General features: G+C 59.5%; 19 protein-coding genes. 11 read left to right on the forward strand and 8 right to left on the reverse strand.

Going from position 1 to position 21,373, the window contains the following annotated elements:
• Positions 1-20: 20 nt before the first annotated feature.
• Positions 21-1,121 carry a GNAT family N-acetyltransferase/peptidase C39 family protein gene (locus tag CKW26_RS13180; protein ID WP_095048879.1) on the reverse strand — a complete coding sequence of 367 codons (1,101 nt, stop codon included), beginning with the start codon at positions 1,119-1,121 and terminating at the stop codon, positions 21-23.
• A gap of 92 nt (positions 1,122-1,213) precedes the next feature.
• On the opposite strand from CKW26_RS13180, the gene CKW26_RS13185 reads away from it, so the two are divergent.
• The 4 genes from CKW26_RS13185 (at position 1,214) to nudC (ending at position 5,564) form a co-directional block, all read left to right on the forward strand.
• On the forward strand, positions 1,214-2,788 hold the full coding sequence (locus tag CKW26_RS13185; RefSeq protein ID WP_095048880.1) for a RimK family protein: 1,575 nt from the start codon (positions 1,214-1,216) through the stop codon (positions 2,786-2,788).
• Between the two features lie 7 nt (positions 2,789-2,795).
• Entirely contained in the window at positions 2,796-3,719 is a 924-nt protein-coding gene (locus CKW26_RS13190) for a magnesium transporter CorA family protein (protein WP_095048881.1), read from the forward strand.
• A gap of 195 nt (positions 3,720-3,914) precedes the next feature.
• The gene (locus CKW26_RS13195; RefSeq protein ID WP_095048882.1) at positions 3,915-4,727 is read left to right on the forward strand and encodes a crotonase/enoyl-CoA hydratase family protein; all 813 of its coding nucleotides are present in this window, start codon (positions 3,915-3,917) and stop codon (positions 4,725-4,727) included.
• A 6-nt stretch (positions 4,728-4,733) separates the two neighbouring features.
• Positions 4,734-5,564, forward strand: a complete 831-nt coding sequence (gene nudC / locus CKW26_RS13200) for an NAD(+) diphosphatase (RefSeq protein WP_095048883.1) — start codon at positions 4,734-4,736, stop codon at positions 5,562-5,564.
• On the opposite strand, the gene CKW26_RS13205 is transcribed toward nudC, so the two are convergent.
• Positions 5,532-6,311 (reverse strand): TSUP family transporter, encoded by a 780-nt coding sequence (locus tag CKW26_RS13205; protein WP_095048884.1) that lies wholly within the window; start codon positions 6,309-6,311, stop codon positions 5,532-5,534. The two genes, nudC and CKW26_RS13205, sit on opposite strands and share 33 nt — an antisense overlap.
• 359 nt (positions 6,312-6,670) lie before the next feature.
• On the opposite strand from CKW26_RS13205, the gene sfnG reads away from it, so the two are divergent.
• A complete protein-coding gene (sfnG, locus tag CKW26_RS13210) occupies positions 6,671-7,753 on the forward strand; it encodes a dimethylsulfone monooxygenase SfnG (RefSeq protein WP_093432753.1) in 1,083 nt (360 codons plus the stop codon).
• Positions 7,754-7,863: 110 nt separating this feature from the next.
• On the opposite strand, the gene CKW26_RS13215 is transcribed toward sfnG, so the two are convergent.
• Together CKW26_RS13215 and CKW26_RS13220 are read right to left on the reverse strand one after the other, a co-directional pair.
• On the reverse strand, positions 7,864-8,343 hold the full coding sequence (locus tag CKW26_RS13215; RefSeq protein WP_095048885.1) for a nuclear transport factor 2 family protein: 480 nt from the start codon (positions 8,341-8,343) through the stop codon (positions 7,864-7,866).
• Positions 8,344-8,398: 55 nt separating this feature from the next.
• The gene (locus tag CKW26_RS13220; RefSeq protein ID WP_007914737.1) at positions 8,399-8,962 is read right to left on the reverse strand and encodes a TetR/AcrR family transcriptional regulator; all 564 of its coding nucleotides are present in this window, start codon (positions 8,960-8,962) and stop codon (positions 8,399-8,401) included.
• Positions 8,963-9,178: 216 nt separating this feature from the next.
• On the opposite strand from CKW26_RS13220, the gene pssA reads away from it, so the two are divergent.
• Positions 9,179-10,522 (forward strand): CDP-diacylglycerol--serine O-phosphatidyltransferase, encoded by a 1,344-nt coding sequence (gene pssA, locus CKW26_RS13225; protein WP_095048886.1) that lies wholly within the window; start codon positions 9,179-9,181, stop codon positions 10,520-10,522.
• A 131-nt stretch (positions 10,523-10,653) separates the two neighbouring features.
• Here the strand turns inward: pssA and efeO (CKW26_RS13230) are convergent, their stop codons facing one another.
• From efeO (CKW26_RS13230) to efeU, 4 genes are read right to left on the reverse strand one after another with little or no spacing between them, the layout of a single operon-like run.
• The gene (efeO, locus tag CKW26_RS13230; protein WP_095048887.1) at positions 10,654-11,478 is read right to left on the reverse strand and encodes an iron uptake system protein EfeO; all 825 of its coding nucleotides are present in this window, start codon (positions 11,476-11,478) and stop codon (positions 10,654-10,656) included.
• Between the two features lie 29 nt (positions 11,479-11,507).
• Positions 11,508-12,806, reverse strand: coding sequence for an iron uptake transporter deferrochelatase/peroxidase subunit (efeB, locus tag CKW26_RS13235; RefSeq protein ID WP_093432742.1), 1,299 nt, complete (start codon positions 12,804-12,806; stop codon positions 11,508-11,510).
• Between the two features lie 18 nt (positions 12,807-12,824).
• Complete coding sequence (gene efeO / locus CKW26_RS13240) at positions 12,825-14,024, reverse strand: iron uptake system protein EfeO (protein ID WP_095048888.1); 1,200 nt, start codon at positions 14,022-14,024, stop codon at positions 12,825-12,827.
• 8 nt (positions 14,025-14,032) lie between these two features.
• Positions 14,033-14,872 (reverse strand): iron uptake transporter permease EfeU, encoded by an 840-nt coding sequence (efeU, locus tag CKW26_RS13245; RefSeq protein WP_095048889.1) that lies wholly within the window; start codon positions 14,870-14,872, stop codon positions 14,033-14,035.
• Between the two features lie 286 nt (positions 14,873-15,158).
• Between efeU and CKW26_RS13250 the strand changes: the two genes are divergently transcribed.
• From CKW26_RS13250 to CKW26_RS13270, 5 genes are all read left to right on the forward strand, one after another.
• On the forward strand, positions 15,159-16,175 hold the full coding sequence (locus CKW26_RS13250; protein ID WP_095048890.1) for an AraC family transcriptional regulator: 1,017 nt from the start codon (positions 15,159-15,161) through the stop codon (positions 16,173-16,175).
• A gap of 267 nt (positions 16,176-16,442) precedes the next feature.
• Entirely contained in the window at positions 16,443-18,107 is a 1,665-nt protein-coding gene (locus tag CKW26_RS13255; protein ID WP_095048891.1) for an AMP-binding protein, read from the forward strand.
• 16 nt (positions 18,108-18,123) lie between these two features.
• A complete protein-coding gene (locus CKW26_RS13260) occupies positions 18,124-18,885 on the forward strand; it encodes an SDR family NAD(P)-dependent oxidoreductase (RefSeq protein WP_095048892.1) in 762 nt (253 codons plus the stop codon).
• Between the two features lie 12 nt (positions 18,886-18,897).
• Positions 18,898-20,091: an acetyl-CoA C-acyltransferase gene (locus CKW26_RS13265; RefSeq protein WP_095048893.1), complete on the forward strand. Its 1,194-nt coding sequence runs from the start codon at positions 18,898-18,900 to the stop codon at positions 20,089-20,091.
• A 142-nt stretch (positions 20,092-20,233) separates the two neighbouring features.
• Positions 20,234-21,361 (forward strand): acyl-CoA dehydrogenase, encoded by a 1,128-nt coding sequence (locus CKW26_RS13270; RefSeq protein ID WP_095048894.1) that lies wholly within the window; start codon positions 20,234-20,236, stop codon positions 21,359-21,361.
• Positions 21,362-21,373: the final 12 nt, after the last annotated feature.

Genomic DNA, 21,373 nt, shown 5'->3' on the forward strand with positions numbered 1-21,373 from the left:
CAGCTCCTACATGTGGAGGCTTACGTTTCGCGAGAATACAACACCACCGCCGCACGCAATTTACCCCGGCCAAACCGGCACATTTTCTCGAACTCGCCATGACTCACCGGCACATGCTGGCAATCCATGGGTTGTCGATGCTGGCTATGATCGACATCCGGATCATGCAGGTAAACGAAATCTTCGTCACAATCGGTCACGACCACCCAGTGCGGCGATTTGGAGCGCGTCAGTCGATAGCTGCTGATCAACACCAGTGGCTGCCCTCCGGCATCCAGCAAACGCGGCAAATCCAGCGACGCACCGATCACACACTCGACATCGGTCTCCTGCAATTGCGCCGTGAACTCTTCGTGTACCAGGCGCATGACGTCTTTTTTATGCGCATCCCGCACACCGTCGAGAAACAATGGTCCGGCAAGGCTTAGTTGCAAACCTACCTTGTAGCCTCGACGCCACGCCGCCAATGCCAATCCCTGAGGGCTGCACCCGCCGTGGCCGGAGGTCATGAACACCGTGGTCGCTTCCCGCCAGATCTGCAACTCTTCGCGCCGCTCCAATAAACGTTCCGATTGCAGTGCACCCATGGCCATCAACAGGCACGCCGGGCCACAGGTGAAATCGGTGGTTTGCGGGTAGTAAGGCACCTTGATGCTGCGCGAGTCGCGGTGCTGGAGAATGCGTTTCTCCAAGCGCAGCGCGTCGGCGTGGTCTTCGTAGTAATCATGGATCAGCGCAAAGCGCCGGTAGCCATTGCGTTCATACAGGGCGATGGCCGCAGGGTTGTCGATGCGCACCTCCAGGCGCAAGTACGCACAATCGTGCTCCAGCGCCATCGCTTCGATGCGTTGCAGCAGTTGCTTGCTCAGACCGGTCCCTCGCGCTTCAACGGCCAGTGCAATGGAATACAGCCGGGCGAGCGAAGTGCCGCGATGAAACAACACCAACGCATAACCCAATAATTGACCGTCGCACTCCGCCACCAGCAACTGCCCGTGAGCACGGGTGATCATCCACTGAAAGCTGCGACTGGTGAGCCGGTCTGTGGTGAAACATTGCATTTCCAGTGCCAGCAGCGCCGGCAAGTCTTCAACTACCGCCAAACGAAAAACAGCCTTCATATGACCACCGTAAAAGTTGCGTAACGAAACGAGACTTTCAAAAAACTTCGTGCTTAATAGAAAAGGTCTTGTTCTCCAACGGATCAATCTCTATGTCAGCGGTACAGGGTCATTGGCGCGAAGTATCCGAGCAAAGTTTGCCGGCGGCAACTTATTTAAGTTCGGCGATTAAGGCATCCAGCCAAGTGTTGATTATTGTCGAGCGCAAGGAAGACTGGGCTTCATACTTCCCCAGTGAAGACATCCTAACGGCGCAGGAATACCTCGAGCACAGCTGTGACAGCGAGCCGGGCAAGCGTGTGCAGGTGATCAATCTGTGCCGCAGCTACAAGTATCTCGGTCATGGCTATTACTGCTCGCTGCTGGCCGAAGCGCGGGGGCACAAGGTGATTCCCTCCGTGCGCACCATCAGCGAACTGACGAAAAAATCACTGTATGGCCTGGCGCTGGATGATCTCGATAAAACGCTCGAGAAAGCCCTCAGTCATCATCTCTACAGTGATACCGAAGGGTTTACCCTGACCCTGTATTTCGGCCGGACACATATCGAACCCTTGCAGGATCTGGCGCGGCAATTGTTTGAAGTGTTTCCCTGCCCGATTCTGTTAGTTGAGTTCCGCCGAACTAACGGCTGGCACATTGAAGGCATAAAATCCGGTGCTCTGCACAAGTTGCGCGATGATCAGGAAGATCAGTTCGCCAACGCGCTGGACGGGTTCAGCCGTAAAGTCTGGCGGGTGCCGCGCTCGCCGCAAGTGGCACGCTACGACCTGGCGATATTGCACGATCCGCAGGAGGCGTTGCCGCCATCCAACGCCAAGGCACTGGCGAATTTCGTCCGGGTCGGCAAAGGCATGGGCATCGACGTCGAGTTGATTGAGCGCAAGGATTACGCGCGTCTGGCCGAGTACGACGGCTTGCTGATCCGCGAGACCACCAGCGTTGACAACCACACTTATCGCTTCGCCAAGAAGGCCGAAAGTGAAGGATTGGTGGTGATGGATGATCCGACGTCGATTCTGCGCTGCACCAACAAGGTCTACCTGACTGACTTGCTCAACAGCCATCAACTGGGCATGCCCGCCACCGAAATCCTCTACAAGGAGCGACCCGAAGACTTCGAGCGTGTGGGCGAGCGCCTCGGCTTTCCGCTGGTATTGAAAATCCCCGACGGCTGTTTTTCCCGTGGCGTGATCAAGGTCGAAAGCCAGCAGGCTTTGCTTGAGGCGACCGCCGAACTGTTCGAACACTCGGTGTTGCTGCTGGCGCAGGAGTTTTTCTACACCGAATACGACTGGCGCATTGGCGTGCTCAATCGCAAACCGATCTTCGCCTGCCAGTACTTTATGTCCAAGGGCCACTGGCAAATCTACAATCACAAAGCCAAGGGTCAGGACGTCAACGGCGAATGCCGGACCATGGCGATCCACGAGGCGCCGCGGGCGGTGGTGGAACTCGCGGTGAAGACCGCTAACCTCATCGGCGACGGCCTCTACGGCGTCGATCTGAAACAGGCCGGCGACAAGGTGGTGGTGATCGAAGTCAACGACAACCCCAACCTCGACGCCGGCATCGAAGACGCCTATTTGCACGACGATCTGTACGCACTGGTGCTGGAGGAGTTCGTGCGCCGCCTGGAGCTGAAGCGTCGCGGTCAGGCGTGGTGAGGCGCCGATGATCAACAGCTTTGCACTGAGCCACGGCGCCCTGCAGCGGGTCGAGCGACTGGATGCCGAGGTGATGCTGTTCAGCAATCCCGATGCTGCCGAACGCGACTTGCTGCACAGTCATTTCAAGGTCGATGAGCATGCACTGGCGTCAGCGCTGGACCCGGACGAGGTGTCGCGCATCGAGTTCCATCCCGACCATTTGTTCCTGATCTGGAAACGCCCGGAAAACTATTCGGGTGGTGGCAGCCTGGCGTTTGAAGTGTCGTCCTGCGGATTGCTGTTTGCGCCCGGGCAACTGCTGGTGATCGCCACCGACGACACGCCGCTGCACGGCCTCGGCACCCGCCAACCGTTGAACACGCCGCTGGATGTATTGCTCGACTTGCTGTTCAACAACATCCATCACTACCTCGGGCACTTGAAGGTGATCAAACTGGTCGCCCGCGAACTGCAGCAGAAATTCAACGCCTCGATGCAAAACCAGCATCTGGTGCAGATGTTCAACCTCAGCGAAAGCCTGATCTATTACATCAACGCGTTGCACAGCAACGGCGCGGTCCTCACGCGCCTGCGCAACCATGCCGAGAAGCAGCATTTCGGCAGTGAAGCGCTTGGCCTGATCGACGACCTGATCATCGAGAACAACCAGTGCTACAAGCAGGCGGAAATCTACTCGACGGTGTTTTCCGGGCTGATCGATGCGCGTGGCAACCTGATGAACAACAGCATGAACAACCTGCTGCGCAAGCTGACGTTGATCAACGTGGTGTTTCTGCCGTTGAACCTGATTGCGAGTATTGGCGGCATGTCGGAATTCAGCATGATGACGGCAGGGACGCCGTGGTGGATTTCCTATCCGGCATTTCTGGCGGTGATGTTGCTGGGCGCGGGCGGGATGTTGTTTGGGCTACGGCGTTTGGCCAAATAATCGGCGTGTGCAAACAACCTATGTAGGAGCTGCCGAAGGCTGCGATCTTTTGATTTTGTTTTTAAGGGCCGGGATCGCAGCCTTCGGCAGCTCCTACAGAGAACGCGCTCTGCAGTCCCGCATTTGGCCGAACCGCCACTGTGATGCCTTGTTATAGTTCGGGCCTCATTTTCTGCCCGGTAAAGGATCACTGCCATGACTCAATACTCCGCTTTCAGCGTCGAACTGGCCGATAACATCGCCCATGTGCAGATCAATCGCCCGGAAAAGATCAACGCGATGAACGCGGCGTTCTGGAGCGAGATCGTCGAGATCTTCCAGTGGATCGACGACACCGACGAAGTGCGCGTGGTGGTCCTCAGTGGAAACGGTAAACACTTTTCCTCCGGCATTGATCTGATGATGCTCGCCGGCGTCGCCAATGAACTGGGCAAGGACGTCGGCCGCAACGCGCGCCTGCTGCGCCGCAAGATCCTCACCCTGCAAGCCTCGTTCAACGCCGTCGACAACTGCCGCAAACCAGTACTGGCGGCTATTCAGGGGTATTGCCTCGGTGGTGCGATTGACCTGATCGCGGCCTGCGACATGCGCTACGCCGCTGAAGACGCGCAATTCTCGATCAAGGAAATCGATATCGGCATGGCCGCCGATGTTGGCACTTTGCAACGGTTGCCACGGATCATCGGTGACGGCATGCTGCGTGAACTGGCTTACACCGGTCGCACGTTCGGCGCTGACGAGGCGCGCAGCATTGGCCTGGTCAATCGCGTCTACAGCGACAAAGACGCGCTGCTCGAAGGCGTGCTGGACATCGCTCGCGAGATCGCTTCGAAATCGCCGATCGCGGTTACCGGTACCAAGGAAATGATCAGCTACATGCGCGACCATCGTATCGACGACGGTCTCGAATACGTTGCCACCTGGAACGCCGCCATGTTGCAATCCACCGACTTGCGCGTGGCCATGGCCGCCCATATGAGCAAACAGAAACCCGAATTTCTGGACTGAGAAACCATGACATCTCGCTGGACCACTGCAGTACTGGACACCGATCAACCCGGCGGCTGGGCCGTGGCGCGCAGCCCGGAAGGCTTTTTGTTCGACGACAACGGCGCGCTGTTCCCACGTGAATGGCTCAAGCGTCAGGACTTGTCGATCCTCACCGAACACGGCATTGGCCATCTCGACGGTGAGCCGGTGTACTTGCTGGAACTGCACAACGCCAGCGAAGTGCCGGGTTGTAACTGGAAAGGCCTGCGGGCGTTCATGCTCGATGGCGAGCACACGATCTACAAAGTCCTCGGTTACGCCGCACAGATCGGTACGTGGGCGCGCGAGCATCGTTTCTGCGGCAATTGCGGGCAGGCAATGACCCAGGTCCCGCGCGAGCGGGCGATGTATTGCCAGCCGTGCGATCTGCGCAGTTATCCGCGGATTTCGCCGAGCATGATCGTGCTGATCACCCGTGGCGACGAGATTCTGTTGGCGCGCTCACCGCGTTTCGTCACCGGGGTCTATAGCACGCTGGCCGGATTCGCTGAACCTGGCGAGTCGGCTGAGGATTGCCTGATTCGGGAAGTGCGCGAAGAAGTGCAGATCGAGGTGCAGAACATTCAGTACATGGGCAGCCAGTGCTGGCCGTTCCCGCATTCGATGATGCTCGGCTTCCATGCCGAGTACGCCGGTGGCGAGATTGTCTGTCAGGAAGACGAGATCGAAGACGCTCAGTGGTTCAACGTGCACGACCTGCCGCCGTTGCCGGCGTCAAAGTCGATTGCCCGTTACCTGATCGACGTCTACGTGGCGCGACGCTTAGGCCACGCTGAACCAGTGCTGCCAGGCTAGGCGCACGGTCAAACCCAGCACCACGGTGATGAACACCGGGCGAATGAACTTGGCGCCGCCGCTGATCGCGGTGCGCGCGCCAAAGAACGCGCCGACCATCACCGACAGGCCCATGCTCAGGCCGATGACCCAGTCCACCTGCCCGGAAAACACGAACACCGACAGCGCCGCAATGTTGCTGACGAAGTTCATGCTGCGCGCCACGCCGCTGGCTTTGACCAGATCGATCGGGTAGAGCAGCAGGCTGCTCACTGTCCAGAACGCGCCCGTGCCGGGGCCGGCCACGCCGTCATAGAAACCGAGGCTGAAGCCTTGGCTCGATTGCCATTTCTTTTTGATCGGCGCGTCGCTGTCCAGCGGCGCTTTCGGTGTGCCGCCGAACAACAGGTACAGGCCGCAGGCAAACACAATCACCGGGAGCATCTTGTTCAGCCACTCCGCGGGCAGGTAATGCGCGACGATGGCGCCGGCCAGGGCGCCGACCAGTGTGCCGACGATGGCGTGGGTCCACTGACGCGGGTGGAACAATTTGCGTTTGTAGAAGGTGAAACTGGCGGTGGCCGAACCGAACGTCGAGCTGAGTTTGTTCGTGCCGAGCACCAGATGCGGCGGCAGGCCAGCGGTCAGCAGGGCGGGCGTGGTCAGCAGGCCGCCACCGCCGGCGATGGCATCGATGAAACCGGCAATGAAAGCGACAAAGGCCAGAATGGCGAGGGTGGTGAGGTCAACGCTGAGTTCGAAAGGCATGGAATCGGCTTATTCGGCAGGGCGCAGAACGTGAGCTGCGGGGAGGGCGGTCATGTTACTCATTTCCAAGTGTTGCGGCGACCCATCTGACGCCATCGCTGGCAAGCCAGCTCCCACAGGTTTTTGCGTTGTACCCAAGATCATTGTTCACCCTGATCCTTGTGGGAGCTGGCTTGCCAGCGATGAGGACAGTCGAGCCAACAAGTAAACCAACTGTTGCCCACACAACAACCTGCCAACAAATCCCCCTCTACAAAACATCAATCTCACGCCGAACATCAATAAAGCCGGGCATTCCAACCCTGGCACGCTTGCTGCTCTACCACTCCCATCTCCGCAAATGTCCCGAGGACACGCCAATGAGTCAGCAAGCCGTAAAATTTGCCTACTGGGTGCCGAACGTCAGCGGTGGGCTGGTGGTCAGCAAGATCGAACAGCGCACCGATTGGGGCATCGACTACAACCGTAAACTGGCGCAACTCGCCGAGGCCGCCGGGTTCGAATACGCGTTGACGCAGATCCGCTTCACCGCCGGGTATGGTGCGGAGTTCCAGCATGAATCCGTGGCGTTCAGCCACGCATTGCTCGCGGCCACCAGCAAACTCAAAGTGATCGCCGCGATCCTGCCCGGCCCATGGCAACCCGCGTTGGCGGCCAAGCAACTGGCAACCATCGACCAACTCACCAACGGCCGCATCGCGGTGAATATCGTCAGTGGCTGGTTCAAGGGTGAATTCCAGGCCATCGGCGAGCATTGGCTGGAGCACGACGAGCGTTATCGTCGCTCCGAAGAGTTCATTCGCTCACTGCGAGGCGTGTGGAGCCAGGACAACTTCACCTTTCGCGGCGATTTCTACCGCTTCGATAATTACAGCCTGAAACCGAAACCATTGGGTCGTCCGGAAATTTTCCAGGGCGGCAGTTCCCGTGCCGCGCGGGACATGGCCGCACGGGTTTCGGACTGGTATTTCACCAACGGCAACAGCGTTGAGGGGATCAAGGCGCAGGTCGACGATATTCGTGCCAAGGCAGCGGCGAACAATCATTCGGTGAAGATCGGCGTGAATGCCTTTGTCATCGCCCGTGAGACTGAAGAAGAGGCGCGGGCGGTACTTGCGCAGATCATCGATCAGGCCGATCCGGAAGCGGTAAACGCTTTTGGCGATGCGGCGAAACAGGCAGGCCGTGCATCGCCGGAAGGTGAAGGCAACTGGGCGAAATCAACGTTTGAGGATCTGGTGCAGTACAACGATGGTTTCAAGACCAATCTGATTGGTACGCCGTTGCAGATTGCCGAGCGGATTGTCGCGCTGAAAGCGGTGGGTGTGGATCTGGTGCTGGCGGGGTTTCTGCACTTTCAGGAAGAGGTGGAATATTTCGGGCGGCGGGTGTTGCCGCTGGTGCGCGAACTGGAGGCCGAGAAGACTGCGGCCGTCGCCTGAACACCACAAATCCCCTGTAGGAGCTGCCGAAGGCTGCGATCTTTTGATTTTGTTTTTTAGGATCAAGATCAAAAGATCGCAGCCTTCGGCAGCTCCTACAGGGTCGATTGTTACAGACCGAGGTCAGACAGGCTTGGGTGATCATCCGGGCGACGGCCCAGCGGCCAGTGGAACTTGCGTTCGCTTTCCTTGATCGGCATGTCGTTGATGCATGCATAGCGCTGGAACATCAGGCCATGCTCATCGAATTCCCAGTTTTCATTGCCGTAGGAACGGAACCAGTTACCCGAATCATCGTGCCATTCATAGGCGTAACGCACGGCGATACGGGTATCCGAGTAAGCCCAGAGTTCCTTGATCAAGCGGTAATCCAGCTCTTTCGCCCATTTACGGGTCAGGAAGGCCTTGGCTTCTTCGCGGCTGTTGGCGAATTCGGCGCGGTTGCGCCATTTGGTGTCGAGGGTGTAAGCCAGCGATACCCGTTCCGGGTCGCGGGAGTTCCAGCCATCCTCGGCCAGGCGAACTTTCTCGATGGCTGATTCACGGTTGAAGGGCGGCAATGGCGGACGTACCTGGGCTGCAGTAGACATATCAGATCTCCCGATCTAATTAATAATTGAACAACAAGTCCGGCTTATTAAGGCGTTACAGGTCCAATAACTTTCGCGCCATGCATTGCGCATTATCGGCGGCACTGTGATCACCCATCACAAGCGCTACGGTAATGGCACCATCAATCAGGATCAGCAGCTGTTTGGCCAGCAGTTGCGGATCCTCGGCGCCATGTTCGGTACACAGCTCGCACACGTAGTCGAGCAGCTTCTGTTTGTGTTCTTTCGCCACCAGCCGCACCGGGTCCTGCGGGTCGCCGGTCTCGCCGCTGGTGTTGATGAACGCGCAGCCGCGAAAGCCTTCGGAGGCAAACCAGCTCTTGAGCACGGTAAACAGGTTGAGCAGGCGATCGGCCGGGGTTTCGGCCTGATCGACAGCGCTTCTGTACCAGTGCATCCAGCGCACGTCACGGCGTTGCAGGGCGGCAACGGTCAGTGCGTCCTTGTCGGCAAAGTAGCGGTAAATGCTTTTTCTGGAGACGCCTGCGGTTTTAACCAGAAGATCCATGCTGGTGGCAGCGATGCCACTTTTGTAGATCAACTTTTCGGTGACATCCAGAATGATGTCGCGTGTGTCGTTGCTAGTGATTTCGTTCATGTGGCGAACAGTAGAACGATTGTTCTCCTTGGTCAAGGCGGAATTTTTATCGACTGTGAAATTGCCTTCGCGAGCAGGCTCGCTCCCACAGGGATATGCATTTCAAAGGTGGGAGCGAGCCTGCTCGCGAAGGGGTTATGACAGACACTAACAAGACCCGAAGGATGCGATGGTGTAAGCTCTCGGGTTCTTCGGATTCGACCCATTGCGAGCCCTATGCCGTTGCTTTTCAAACGTTCCTTGCTGCCCAAATTGCGCAGCTTTCCGCTGACCGCCGAGGCCGTGACCATTCTGTCCGGCGCCGCCGAGTTTCGTCGTTGCCTGCTGGAGAAAATCGCCACGGCGACCCAGCGCATCTACATCGTTGCGCTGTATCTGCAGCAAGACGAAGCCGGTCAGGAAATCCTCGATGCCTTGCACGCCGCCAAGCTCAAGCGCCCCGAGCTGGAGATCGCCGTGGTCGTCGATTGGTTGCGTGCCCAGCGCGGGCTGATCGGCGCTGGCAAGCAGCCGGGTAACTCGGCGTGGTATCAGGAAATGACCCGCACGCACCAGAGCGAAGTGCCGGTGTACGGCGTGCCGGTGCAGACCCGCGAGTTGTTCGGTGTGCTGCATTTGAAAGGCTTCGTGATCGACGACTGCGTGGTCTACAGCGGCGCGAGCCTGAACAACGTTTACCTGCACAAATTCGACAAGTACCGCTTCGACCGTTACCACGTGCTGCAAAGCCACGAACTGGCTGATTCGATGCATCACCTGGTCAAGCACGGCCTGATCGAATCCAAAGCCGTGCATCGTCTCGATCTGCCGAACCTGCCGACCACGCGCAGCCTGCGCAACGACATCGGCGATCTGCGCAGCCGTCTCAAGTACGCGACGTACGACACCGCCAATGGCAGCGTCGCCAGAGACGGCCTGTCGGTCAGCCCGTTGCTCGGCGTCGGCAAGAACAACCCGTTGAACCGGGCGATTCTCGAACTGATCGCCAGCGCGCAAAAACAGCTGACCATCTGCACGCCGTACTTCAACCTGCCGCTGGGTGTGATTCGCGAGATCAACCGAGCGCTGGCCCGTGGCGTGAAGATCGATATCGTGGTCGGCGACAAGACGGCCAACGACTTTTATATTCCGCCGAGCGAGCCGTTCAAGGTGATCGCGGCGTTGCCGTATCTGTACGAAATCAGCTTGCGCCGCTTTGCCAAGCGCCATCAGCGCAACATCGACAGCGGGCAGTTGAACCTGCACCTGTGGCGTGACGGCGACAACACCTATCACCTCAAGGGCATGTGGATCGATCAGCGTTATACGTTGCTGACCGGCAACAACCTTAATCCACGAGCGTTTCGCCTGGATCTGGAAAACGCCTTGTTGATCGATGATCCGAAAGGGGAATGGCTGGAGCCGCGGGCGAAGGAACTGGAAGAGATTTTCCGCCATACCACGCGGATTGACAGCTTTCAGAGCCTGGAGACGCTGCCGGAGTACCCGGCCGGGGTGGCCAAGTTTCTCAAGCGCGTGAGTCGGGTGCGGATTGAGCGGTTGCTTTACCGGATTTTGTAGGCTGCTGAAAATACCATCGCTGGCAACCCAGCTCCCACAGGTTCTATGGTGTACACAATATTTGTGAATGACCGAGAACACTGTGGGAGCTGGCTTGCCAGCGATGGGGCCCGCTTAGACGCTACAAAAAATCAATTCAGACCCAACTTGCCACGCAACGTGGACAGGTCTTCCGCCAGCGTATTCACCGGCCCAACCAACGCTTTACGGTCGTTGTCCTTCACCTTGTCATACGTCTCGAAACCACCATCCTTAGTCTTGTACTTGGCCAGAATCTTGTCGACCGTGGCAAAGTTCTTGTCCACCTTCGCAGCAAAAGCCTTGTCCTGCTGCTCGATCTGCGGACGGAACAGATCAACGATTTTCTTCGCGCCGTCGATGTTGCCCTGGAAGTCATACAGGTCGGTGTGGCTGTAGCGATCCTCTTCGCCGGAGATCTTGGTCGCGGCGACTTCTTCCAGCAGCGCGGCGGCACCGCCGACGACTTTTTCCGGCGGGAAAGTCAGGCCGGCGACGCGGGTTTGCAGATCTTTTACGTCGCTGTTGAGCTTGTCCGCCAACTCGTTAAGGCCCTGGGTGCTTTTTTCCGAGAACAGCGAGTACTCGATGCGGTGGAAGCCGGTGAAGTCGTCAGCCTTCACGCCTTTCTCGTGGTCGTCGACGCGGGAGTCGATGGACGCATCGAGGTCACTGAACAGCTCGGCAATCGGCTCGATCGACTCGTAGTAAACGCGGGTCGGTGCGTAGAGCTTTTGCGCGGTGGCCAAATCGCCTTTCTTCACCGCGTCGGTGAATTGTTGAGTGTGGCTGCCCAGTTCATCGAGTTTTTCGGTGACGTAAATCTTGTAGTCCGACACCGGCCCGACCAGATCCAGCGGTGCTGTCGCGGCGAATGCCGACAGCGGGGTGTTGAGCAAACCAAGGGTCAGCAATAACGCGAGTGGCGTCTTTTTCATGGGGGCGGCTCCAGTGTTGAGATGTTGTTTCAGGCAGCGGTTTTCGGTTGTGTGGCGTTGAGCAGCGAGCGGCCGATGAAGTCCTTGTCGCCCGTGACACCCGGCAGGGTGAAGAAGTACCCGCCGCCGACCGGTTTGAGGTATTCCTCCAGTGGCTCGCCGTTGAGGCGGGTCTGCACGGTGATGAAGCCTTTTTCCAGATCGGCCTGGTAGCAGATGAACAGCAGGCCCATGTCGAGCTGGCCGTTCTTGTTCACGCCATTCGAATAGTTGAACGGCCGGCGCAGGATCAGGTTGGCTTGGCTCGCGGCGGTGCGCGGGTTGGCCAGGCGAATGTGCGCGTCGAGCTTGGTCAGCTTGCCGGCCGGGTCTTTGCTGTAGTCCGGGACTTCAGTCTCATGCTGCGCACCCATCGGCGCGCCGGTAGTTTTGACCCGGCCGATGATGCTTTCCTGTTCCTGCAATGGCGTACGGTCCCAGCGCTCGACAAAGTTGCGGATGATCCGCACCGCTTGATAGCTGCCGTGAGCAGCCCAGGCCGGTTCGTCACTGCCCGGTTGCACCCAGACCAGGCGATCCATGGCTTTAGCGTCGTTGGAATCGGGGTTGGCCGAGCCATCGCGGAACCCCAGGAAGTTACGCGCCGATTGCGCCGGCACACCGGCTTTTGCCGGGGCTTGCGGCGGCACGCTGCCTTCCTGCTTCCAGCGCACCAGCAGCAGGTCGGGAAGGTTTTTGACGATATCGCGCAGGGCGTGAATGTTGGTGTCGGCGGTGTTCGAGCAGAACTGCAGGCTCAGGTCGCCGTGGCAGCAATCGGCGTCCAGCGCATCGTTGGGAAACCCGACCATGCGCATCAGACGCTTGGGCTTGGCGTCGGCCAGACCGAAGCGCTCGTCGAACAGCGACTCGCCGACCGAAACGGTGATGGTCAGGTTGTCCGGGGTTACATTCGGGCCAAGGATGCCGGAGTCCGGCGGCGGCAGTTTCGGATCGATCTGCGCCACCGGGCCGCCCTTCATCAGGAACGCGATGCGCTCGTTGAGGGTGCGGAACAGCCGCTCCAGATCTTCACGATCACTGGCCAACACGTCGAACGATACGAGCATGCCCGACGCCGGGCGCGGGGTGACGATGCCGGTCTGGTGGATGCCGTGGAAATCGTGACGGTCTTCGGTCTTGTCACTGCTCGGTGCTTCGGTGACTTGTGCCGGCGCGGCGGCCATGGCCGGACAGCTCAGGGCCGAGCCGGCGAGGGCGACACCGGCGGCGCCCATGCCCATCAGGACACGGCGACGTTGCAGGTTGAGTGGTTCGCTATCTTTCATCGTCAAAGGGTCTTCTGCTTACAGGCCGGAGAGGCCGAGGGCGGGATCGATGCCATCCAGAGCGTCGGCCAGAGCCTGGGCCTTGTCGGCAATCTGCTTGCGTTGTTCGCCGCTGATGGCGTCGTAACTGGCGTAGCCGTCCTTGATCTTGTAGTTGTCGAGTTCGCTGTCGAAGTCCGCCAGTGCCTGGTCGATTTTCGGCAACAGCTCGGCCGCCGACTTGGTCAACATTGGCCGCAACAGATCGACGACTTTGTGTGCGGTTTGCGCGTTGGCAGCGAAACCGTTGAGGTCGCTGTGGCTGTAGCGTTCTTCTTCACCGCTGGCAGCACGGACGTCGGCCAAGGTGTTGAGGTTGCGCACGATGATGCTGACCAGTTGCTCCGGTGGCAGGCTCTGCGCGAGCAATTGCTGTTTGAGCGTGGTGACATCGCTGAGCAGGCGCTGGGCAACGGGTGTCAGTTGGTCGAGATTGCGTTGCTGGAACAGTGCGTATTCGATGCGGTGGAAACCGACGAAGGCCGGATCCTGTTCGCGCTTTTCGAAATAATCGGCGCGGGCGTTGATGCTGTTGTCCAGTTCCGCCAGGCGTTGCGCGGCAGGGGCCAGACGCTGATAAGCCGCGCGGGCCGGTAGGTACAACGCTTGAGCCTGACTGAGGTCGCCGCTTTCAATCGCTTGAACGAGCGCGGTCACGGCTTTGATCAATGCGTTGCTCTGGCTGGCCAGGTACACGCGAAACTCCGACAGCGGCCCGACGAAGGCGACCATCGATGGCTTGGCTTTGGCAGCAGCATCAGAGGCGGCAGTTGGCGTCACGTGCAGGGTACCGCGCGGGTTGCTCAGCAGGCCGCAGGTGATCGCGTAATCGCCCGGTTGCAGGTTGGCGTTGATCACTTGGCTGAGGCCTGGCGCAATGTTTTCCCGCTCCTCGACGACGAGCACGCCGTCGAGGATTTCCCATTCCACCGCGCGGTCGGAGCGGTTGACGATGCGGAAACTGGCGCGGCCGGCCGGCACCGTCAGCGCGTTGGGTTCACAACTGCCCGGATGAATGTTCACCACCACTTCATCGTGGTTGTGCTGACGCTTGGCCGCAGCCATTTTCGAGGCGTAATAAAACAGACCACCGGCGGCGATCATCACCACCACCGAACCGGCCACCGCCCAACGCAAGGCGCGAGGAGGGGAGGCCTGAGGAGTATTAGGCTTTGACATGAATGCCCTTATTGGCTGGAAACGGAAGACGATTGCGCGGAAGGCTTGGGCGCGGGGAGAAAGAACATCACCAGTGCCACCAGCAGATAAAGCAGATAGGCACCGAGGGTGCTGACGGTCGGCGCATCCTGATAACCGAACATACCGGCCAGCACCGAGCCCAACGGGCCATCCATCGGCAGCGTCGCGCTGAAGTCGAAGAGTACGGTTTGCAGGTGATTCCACAGCCCGGCTTCATGCAGGGCTTGCACCGAGTTGGCGAGAATCCCGGCGGCCACCACCAGAATGAACAGGCCGGTCCACTTGAAGAACGCCGAAAGATTGAGGCGCATGCTGCCGCTGTAGATCAGGAAACCGACGATGATCGCCAGAATCAGCCCGAGCAGGGCACCGATGGGCGCGCCGGGGCCTTCGCTTTGCTGGAATACCGCGAGCAGGAAGAACACCGTTTCCAGGCCTTCGCGAGCGACCGCGAAGAACACCATGGCGATCAGTGCGATCACTTGGTGTTTCGAGGACGTTAGCGCCTCGTCCAGCGAAGCTTGCAGCGAATGTTTGATCGAACGCGCCACTTTGCGCATCCAGAACACCATTGAACTGAGAATGCCCACGGCCACCAGCCCGACGATGCCTTCGAACAGTTCCTGCTGCTTTTGCGGGAATTCAGCGCTGACCAATTCAAGACCACCGCCCACCAGCAGGGCGAGGGCAGCGGCGAGAAATACGCCGATCCACACGGCAGGCATCCATTGACCACGGCCAGTCTGTTGCAGGTAGCTGGCGATAATGCCAACGATCAGCGCGGCTTCAATGCCTTCGCGCAGCATGATCAGGAAGGGAACAAGCATTCGGTATCCAACAAGTCATTCGAAGAGGTTACAAGTTGTAACATAATGAAAGTCATTCTCACATGACATTGATTGACATAAACCTGAACACAAGCTGAACAAAGTAAAGAACAACCATTCTCATGCGGGTGACACCGGAACCCTGTAGGAGCTGCCGAAGGCTGCGATCTTTTGATTTATAGAATCAAGATCAAAAGATCGCAGCCTTCGGCAGCTCCTACATGGGTATTTGTGTTAGCTGCGGTAATATGCCTGCCACCCAAAACAACAAGGTTCACCGCGCTCCATGTCGGAAAAAGACACCATCGCCGTGCAACTGGTGCGTGAAGCGCTGCTGCAAAGTTGTGCCCCGGGCGCAGCCACCGAAGAGGTGTTGAACAAGGTCGGGATTGCTCCGGCGTTGCTGCAAACCGAACACGGCCGGGTGCCCGCCTCCCAGTACGCCAGACTCTGGCGCTTGTTGGCCCGACGCGGGGATGACGAGTTCTTTGGCATGGACCCGCGCAAGCTCAAGTCTGGCAGCCTCGAATTCCTCTGCCGCAGCACCATGGCGCAATCGACGCTGGCGGCGGGTTTGAATACGGGCCTGAGCTTTCTGTCACTGATGCTCGAACGCCTGCCCGCACAACTGGTGCACCAGCAAAGTCTGGCGGAAATCGTTTTGCTCGAGGACGATCCCGAGCCACGCCGCGCTTTCACCTATTTCACCTACTGGATGATCGTCCACGGCGTGGCCTGTTGGCTGGCGGGGCGGCGGATTCCGATTCTGGCGATCGAACTGCGCTGTGCGGCGCCGGAGTTCACCGATGACTATCGAGTGATGTTCTCGGAAAACCTGCGTTTCGAGCGTCCACGCACACGGATGATCTTCTCTGCCGATTGTCTCGATCTACCGATCAAGCGCACCGCCGAAGAACTGAAACGCTTTCTCGCCCACGCCCCGGCCAACATCCTGGTCAAGTACCGCGACCCGGAGAGCCTAGCCAGTCGGATCAAGCACGATCTGCGGGAGTTGCCGGCCGAGCAGTGGCCGGAAACCGAGGCCCTGGCCCAACAGTTGTGCATGTCGGCTTCGACACTGCGCCGGCGTTTGGCCGAGGAAGGGCAGACCTACCAAGGGCTCAAGGACAGCGTGCGCAAAGAGCTGGCGATTATCTGGCTGGCGGAGCCGTCGATCAGTTTTGTCGAGATTGCCAGCCGCTTGGGATTTGCCGATGCGAGTTCGTTCTACAAGGCGTTTCGCAAATGGTCGGGGTCGAATCCGGGCCACTATCGCCAACTGATCCTGAATGAGGTTGTCTGACCCAACACATTCCGCCGCTTGATCGTTCCCACGCTCCGCGTGGGAATGCCTCAAGGGACGCTCCGCGTTCCAGCTCTGGAGCGGACGCAGAGCGTCCGAGGCTGCATTCCCACGCAGAGCGTGGGAACGATCAGTGTGGTAGCGGTCTTGGCCAAACCAGTCAGCCACATTGATGGCTTTGACCATTGCCGCCGCCGCCCCACAGCGCGACTATCCCCCTGTTGTTTACGCTTCCCAGCCTAATAAAAAAACAGAGGGATTCTGGCAATGCGCGATTACTTGTCTGCCACTGAACAGTTCAACTATCAGCACACCGTGGATGCCGCGCTCAGCGGTACGCTGGCGGCGCTCAACGCCTGCGTCGAATGTTGCGACCGTCATGCCTTGCCCGGGCGCATTGCGCTGTTCTGGGAAGGCCGCGACGGCGCGAGTGCGACGTACACCTTCAGCGAGCTCCAGGACAAAGCCGCGCGTTTCGCCAACTTCCTCCTCGCCCAAGGCGTGCAGAAGGGTGACAAGGTCGCCGGCCTGCTGCCGCGCAACATCGAATTGCTCATCACCGTGCTCGCCACCTGGCGCATCGGCGCGGTGTATCAACCGCTGTTCACCGCCTTCGGCCCCAAAGCCCTCGAACATCGCCTGAACAGCTCCGGCGCCAAAGTTGTGATCACCGATGCGGTCAACCGGCCGAAACTCGCCGAAGTCGCTGACTGCCCGACCCTCGTTACCGTTGGCGGCGCGAAAGGCCAGGGCATCGTCCGTGGCGACTTCAGCTTCTGGGCCGAACTGGCCAATTATTCCAATGTCTGCGAACCGGTATTGCTGACTGGCGAAGATCCGTTTCTGTTGATGTTCACGTCCGGCACCACCGGCCCTTCGAAAGCGCTGTCGGTACCGCTCAAAGCCATCGTCGCGTTCCAGAGTTACACCCGCGATGCCGTAGACCTGCGTCCCGAAGACGCCTTCTGGAACGTCGCCGATCCGGGTTGGGCCTACGGCATCTACTTCGGCGTCACCGGGCCGTTGTCGATGGGCCATCCAATCACTTTCTACGATGGGCCGTTCACCCTCGAAAGCACCTGCCGGGTGATCAACAAATACGGCATCACCAACCTCACCGGTTCGCCCACCGCTTATCGCTTGCTGATCGCCGGTGGCGACGAATTCGCCAAGTCGATCAAGGGCAAGCTGCGCATCGTCAGCAGCGCCGGCGAGCCGCTGAACCCGGAAGTCATCCGCTGGTTCGCCGACAACCTCGGCGTGGTCATCCACGACCATTACGGCCAGACCGAACTGGGCATGGTCCTGTGCAATCACCACGGCCTTGATCACGCGGTGCACGTTGGTGCCGCCGGTTTCGCCTCGCCGGGCCATCGCATCGTGGTGCTCGACGATCAGTACAACGAACTCGGCGTCGGCCAGCCCGGCATCCTCGCCATCGACCGTGCGCAATCGCCGATGTGCTGGTTTGGCGGCTATGAAGGTGCGCCAACCAAAGCCTTCGTCGGTGATTACTACCTGAGCGGCGACACCGTGGAATGGAACCCGGACGGCAGCATCAGTTTTGTCGGCCGCAGCGATGACGTCATCACCACATCGGGCTACCGCGTAGGCCCGTTCGATGTCGAAAGTGCGCTGATTGAGCACCCGGCGGTGGTCGAAGCAGCGGTCGTCGGCAAACCTGATCCGGAGCGCACCGAACTGGTCAAAGCCTTCGTCGTGCTGAGCGCGCAATACCGTGCCGCGCCCGAGCTGGCCGAAGAACTGCGCCAACACGTGCGCAAGCGTCTGGCCGCGCACTCATACCCACGTGAAATCGAATTCGTCAGCGAATTGCCCAAGACCCCGAGTGGCAAATTGCAGCGCTTTATCTTGCGCAACCAGGAAATCGCCAAGGCTCAAGAGGCCGCGGCGCATAACGTTTCAGCTTGAATCAGGAAATACAGTCATGCAGATCGAGAACAAGGTTTTTATCGTCACCGGCGGCGCCTCTGGCCTGGGTGCTGCCACCGCTGAATTGCTGGTCAGTGCCGGCGCCAAAGTGATGCTGGTGGACATGAATGCCGAAGCTGTCGCCGCACAGGCTCAGCGTTTGGGCGCGCAAAGCGTGGTTGCCGATATCAGCAACGAAGCCGCCGCTGAAGCTGCCGTGCAGGCCACCGTTAAAGCCTTTGGCAGCCTCAACGGTCTGGTCAACTGTGCCGGTATCGTCCGTGGCGAGAAGATCCTCGGCAAGAACGGCCCGCATGCACTGAGCAGTTTCGCCCAAGTGATCAACGTCAACCTGATCGGCAGCTTCAATATGCTGCGCCTGGTCGCTGCGGCCATCGCCGAAGCCGAGGCCAATGCCGACGGCGAACGCGGCGTGATCATCAACACCGCCTCGGTCGCAGCGTTTGACGGCCAGATCGGCCAAGCGGCGTATTCCGCTTCGAAAGGCGCGATCGCCAGCCTGACCCTGCCGGCCGCCCGTGAACTGGCACGCTTCGGCATCCGCGTGATGACCATCGCACCGGGCATTTTCGAAACGCCGATGATGGCCGGCATGACCCCGGAAGTCCGCGATTCGCTGGCCGCCGGCGTACCGTTCCCGCCGCGTCTGGGCAAGCCTGCCGAGTACGCCGCGCTGGTTCGGCATATCATCGAAAACAGCATGCTCAACGGCGAGGTGATCCGTCTCGACGGTGCCTTGCGCATGGCCGCCAAGTAAGGAGGATTTGTCATGACTATTTCCAACGATCCGATTGTCATCGTCAGCGCTGTGCGCACGCCGATGGGCGGTTTTCAGGGCGAACTGAAAAGCCTCACCGCGCCGCAACTCGGTGCTGCTGCGATCAAGGCTGCGGTTGAACGTGCCGGTGTTGCTAGTGACACGGTTGATGAAGTGCTGTTCGGTTGCGTACTGCCTGCGGGCCTCGGCCAGGCACCTGCACGTCAAGCGGCACTGGGCGCCGGGCTGGATAAATCGACCCGTTGCACCACGGTCAACAAGATGTGCGGTTCGGGCATGGAAACCACCATTCTCGCTCACGACATGCTGGTGGCTGGCAGTGCTGATGTGGTGATCGCCGGTGGCATGGAAAGCATGTCCAACTCGCCGTATCTGCTGGATCGTGCCCGCGCCGGTTATCGCATGGGTCATGGCCGCGTGCTCGACTCGATGTTCCTCGACGGCCTCGAAGACGCCTACGACAAGGGCCGCTTGATGGGCACCTTCGCCGAAGACTGCGCCGAGACCAACCACTTCAGCCGTGAAGCGCAGGACGCGTTTGCCATCGCCTCGACCACCCGCGCGCAGCAGGCAATCAAGGACGGCAGCTTCAAGGACGAAATCGTACCGCTGACCGTGACCGTCGGCAAAGAGCAGGTGCTGATCAGCCACGACGAACAGCCACCGAAAGCCAAACTGGACAAGATTGCCTCGCTGAAACCGGCGTTCCGCGAAGGCGGCACGGTGACGGCGGCGAACTCCAGTTCGATCTCTGACGGCGCGGCGGCTCTGGTGCTGATGCGTCAGTCGCAGGCACAGAAACTCGGGCTGAAACCGCTGGCGGTGATTCATGGTCATGCCGCGTTTGCTGATACCCCGGGCCTGTTCCCGGTGGCGCCGATTGGTGCAATCAAGAAACTGATCAAGAAGACCGGTTGGTCGTTGGGTGATGTCGATCTGTTCGAGGTCAACGAAGCGTTTGCCGTGGTTGGCATGGCGGCGATGACGCACCTGGAAATCCCCCATGACAAGTTGAATGTGCATGGTGGTGCCTGTGCGCTGGGCCATCCGATCGGCGCGTCGGGCGCGCGGATTCTGGTGACGTTGCTCTCGGCCTTGCGCCAGCGCAACCTCAAACGCGGTGTGGCAGCCATCTGCATCGGCGGCGGCGAAGCGACGGCCATGGCCGTGGAATGCGTTTACTAACGTTGACACTGGACCCTGTGGGAGCGGGCTTGCCCGCGATGGCGGTGGGTCAGACAGCCAATATGTTCAATGACACGGCCCCATCGCTGGCAAGCCAGCTCCCACAGGGTTCTGTGTGGTAACCCGGATTTAAGGATTCACCATGATTCCCAACGAAGACCAAACCCAGATCCGCGACATGGCCCGGCAGTTTGCCGAGGAACGCTTGAAGCCGTTCGCCGCCGAGTGGGATCGCGAGCACCGTTTCCCCAAGGAAGCCATCGGTGAGATGGCTGAGCTGGGCTTCTTCGGCATGCTCGTGCCGGAGCAGTGGGGTGGTTGCGACACCGGTTACCTGGCCTACGCCATGGCTCTGGAAGAAATCGCCGCCGGCGACGGCGCCTGCTCGACGATCATGAGCGTGCACAACTCAGTCGGCTGCGTGCCGATTCTCAAGTTCGGTAACGACGATCAGCGTGAACGCTTTCTCAAACCGCTGGCTAGCGGCTCGATGCTCGGCGCTTTTGCATTGACCGAACCGCAGGCCGGTTCCGATGCCAGCAGCCTGAAAACCCGCGCACGGCTGGACGGCGATCACTACGTGCTGAACGGCTGCAAACAGTTCATCACCTCCGGGCAAAACGCCGGGATCGTGATTGTGTTTGCGGTGACCGATCCGAGTGCCGGCAAACGCGGTATCAGCGCGTTTATCGTGCCGACCGATTCACCGGGCTATAAAGTCGCTCGCGTCGAAGACAAGCTCGGCCAACACGCTTCCGACACCTGCCAGATCCTCTTCGAAGACGTCAAAGTACCGGTAGCCAATCGCTTGGGCGAAGAGGGCGAGGGCTACAAGATCGCCCTGGCCAACCTTGAAGGCGGTCGCGTCGGCATCGCTTCGCAAGCGGTGGGCATGGCCCGCGCGGCGTTTGAAGCAGCACGTGATTACGCCCGTGAACGCGACACCTTCGGCAAGCCGATCATCGAACATCAGGCCGTAGCTTTCCGCCTCGCCGACATGGCCACGCAGATCGCCGTCGCCCGGCAAATGGTGCATTACGCGGCGGCCCTGCGTGACAGTGGGCAACCGGCACTGGTCGAGGCGTCGATGGCCAAACTGTTCGCCTCGGAGATGGCCGAGAAGGTCTGCTCGATGGCGTTGCAAACCCTCGGTGGTTACGGTTACCTCAACGACTTCCCGCTGGAACGTATCTACCGCGACGTACGCGTCTGCCAGATCTACGAAGGCACCAGCGATATTCAGCGCATGGTTATTTCGCGCAATCTTTGACAAGGAATTTTA

The organism is Pseudomonas sp. Irchel s3h9 (assembly GCF_900187475.1).
Lineage (GTDB): Bacteria > Pseudomonadota > Gammaproteobacteria > Pseudomonadales > Pseudomonadaceae > Aquipseudomonas > Aquipseudomonas neuropathica.

Coding starts and splice junctions, on each gene's coding strand:
- sfnG (WP_093432753.1), top strand. CDS start 6,671: ATGAGTCAGCAAGCCGTAAAATTTGCCTACTGGGTGCCGAACGTCAGC.
- CKW26_RS13195 (WP_095048882.1), top strand. CDS start 3,915: ATGACTCAATACTCCGCTTTCAGCGTCGAACTGGCCGATAACATCGCC.
- efeB (WP_093432742.1), bottom strand. CDS start 12,806: ATGAAAGATAGCGAACCACTCAACCTGCAACGTCGCCGTGTCCTGATG.
- pssA (WP_095048886.1), top strand. CDS start 9,179: ATGCCGTTGCTTTTCAAACGTTCCTTGCTGCCCAAATTGCGCAGCTTT.
- CKW26_RS13270 (WP_095048894.1), top strand. CDS start 20,234: ATGATTCCCAACGAAGACCAAACCCAGATCCGCGACATGGCCCGGCAG.
- efeU (WP_095048889.1), bottom strand. CDS start 14,872: ATGCTTGTTCCCTTCCTGATCATGCTGCGCGAAGGCATTGAAGCCGCG.
- CKW26_RS13260 (WP_095048892.1), top strand. CDS start 18,124: ATGCAGATCGAGAACAAGGTTTTTATCGTCACCGGCGGCGCCTCTGGC.
- CKW26_RS13185 (WP_095048880.1), top strand. CDS start 1,214: ATGTCAGCGGTACAGGGTCATTGGCGCGAAGTATCCGAGCAAAGTTTG.
- CKW26_RS13205 (WP_095048884.1), bottom strand. CDS start 6,311: ATGCCTTTCGAACTCAGCGTTGACCTCACCACCCTCGCCATTCTGGCC.
- nudC (WP_095048883.1), top strand. CDS start 4,734: ATGACATCTCGCTGGACCACTGCAGTACTGGACACCGATCAACCCGGC.
- CKW26_RS13190 (WP_095048881.1), top strand. CDS start 2,796: ATGATCAACAGCTTTGCACTGAGCCACGGCGCCCTGCAGCGGGTCGAG.
- CKW26_RS13215 (WP_095048885.1), bottom strand. CDS start 8,343: ATGTCTACTGCAGCCCAGGTACGTCCGCCATTGCCGCCCTTCAACCGT.
- CKW26_RS13265 (WP_095048893.1), top strand. CDS start 18,898: ATGACTATTTCCAACGATCCGATTGTCATCGTCAGCGCTGTGCGCACG.
- CKW26_RS13220 (WP_007914737.1), bottom strand. CDS start 8,962: ATGAACGAAATCACTAGCAACGACACACGCGACATCATTCTGGATGTC.
- CKW26_RS13250 (WP_095048890.1), top strand. CDS start 15,159: ATGTCGGAAAAAGACACCATCGCCGTGCAACTGGTGCGTGAAGCGCTG.
- efeO (WP_095048887.1), bottom strand. CDS start 11,478: ATGAAAAAGACGCCACTCGCGTTATTGCTGACCCTTGGTTTGCTCAAC.
- CKW26_RS13255 (WP_095048891.1), top strand. CDS start 16,443: ATGCGCGATTACTTGTCTGCCACTGAACAGTTCAACTATCAGCACACC.
- CKW26_RS13180 (WP_095048879.1), bottom strand. CDS start 1,121: ATGAAGGCTGTTTTTCGTTTGGCGGTAGTTGAAGACTTGCCGGCGCTG.
- efeO (WP_095048888.1), bottom strand. CDS start 14,024: ATGTCAAAGCCTAATACTCCTCAGGCCTCCCCTCCTCGCGCCTTGCGT.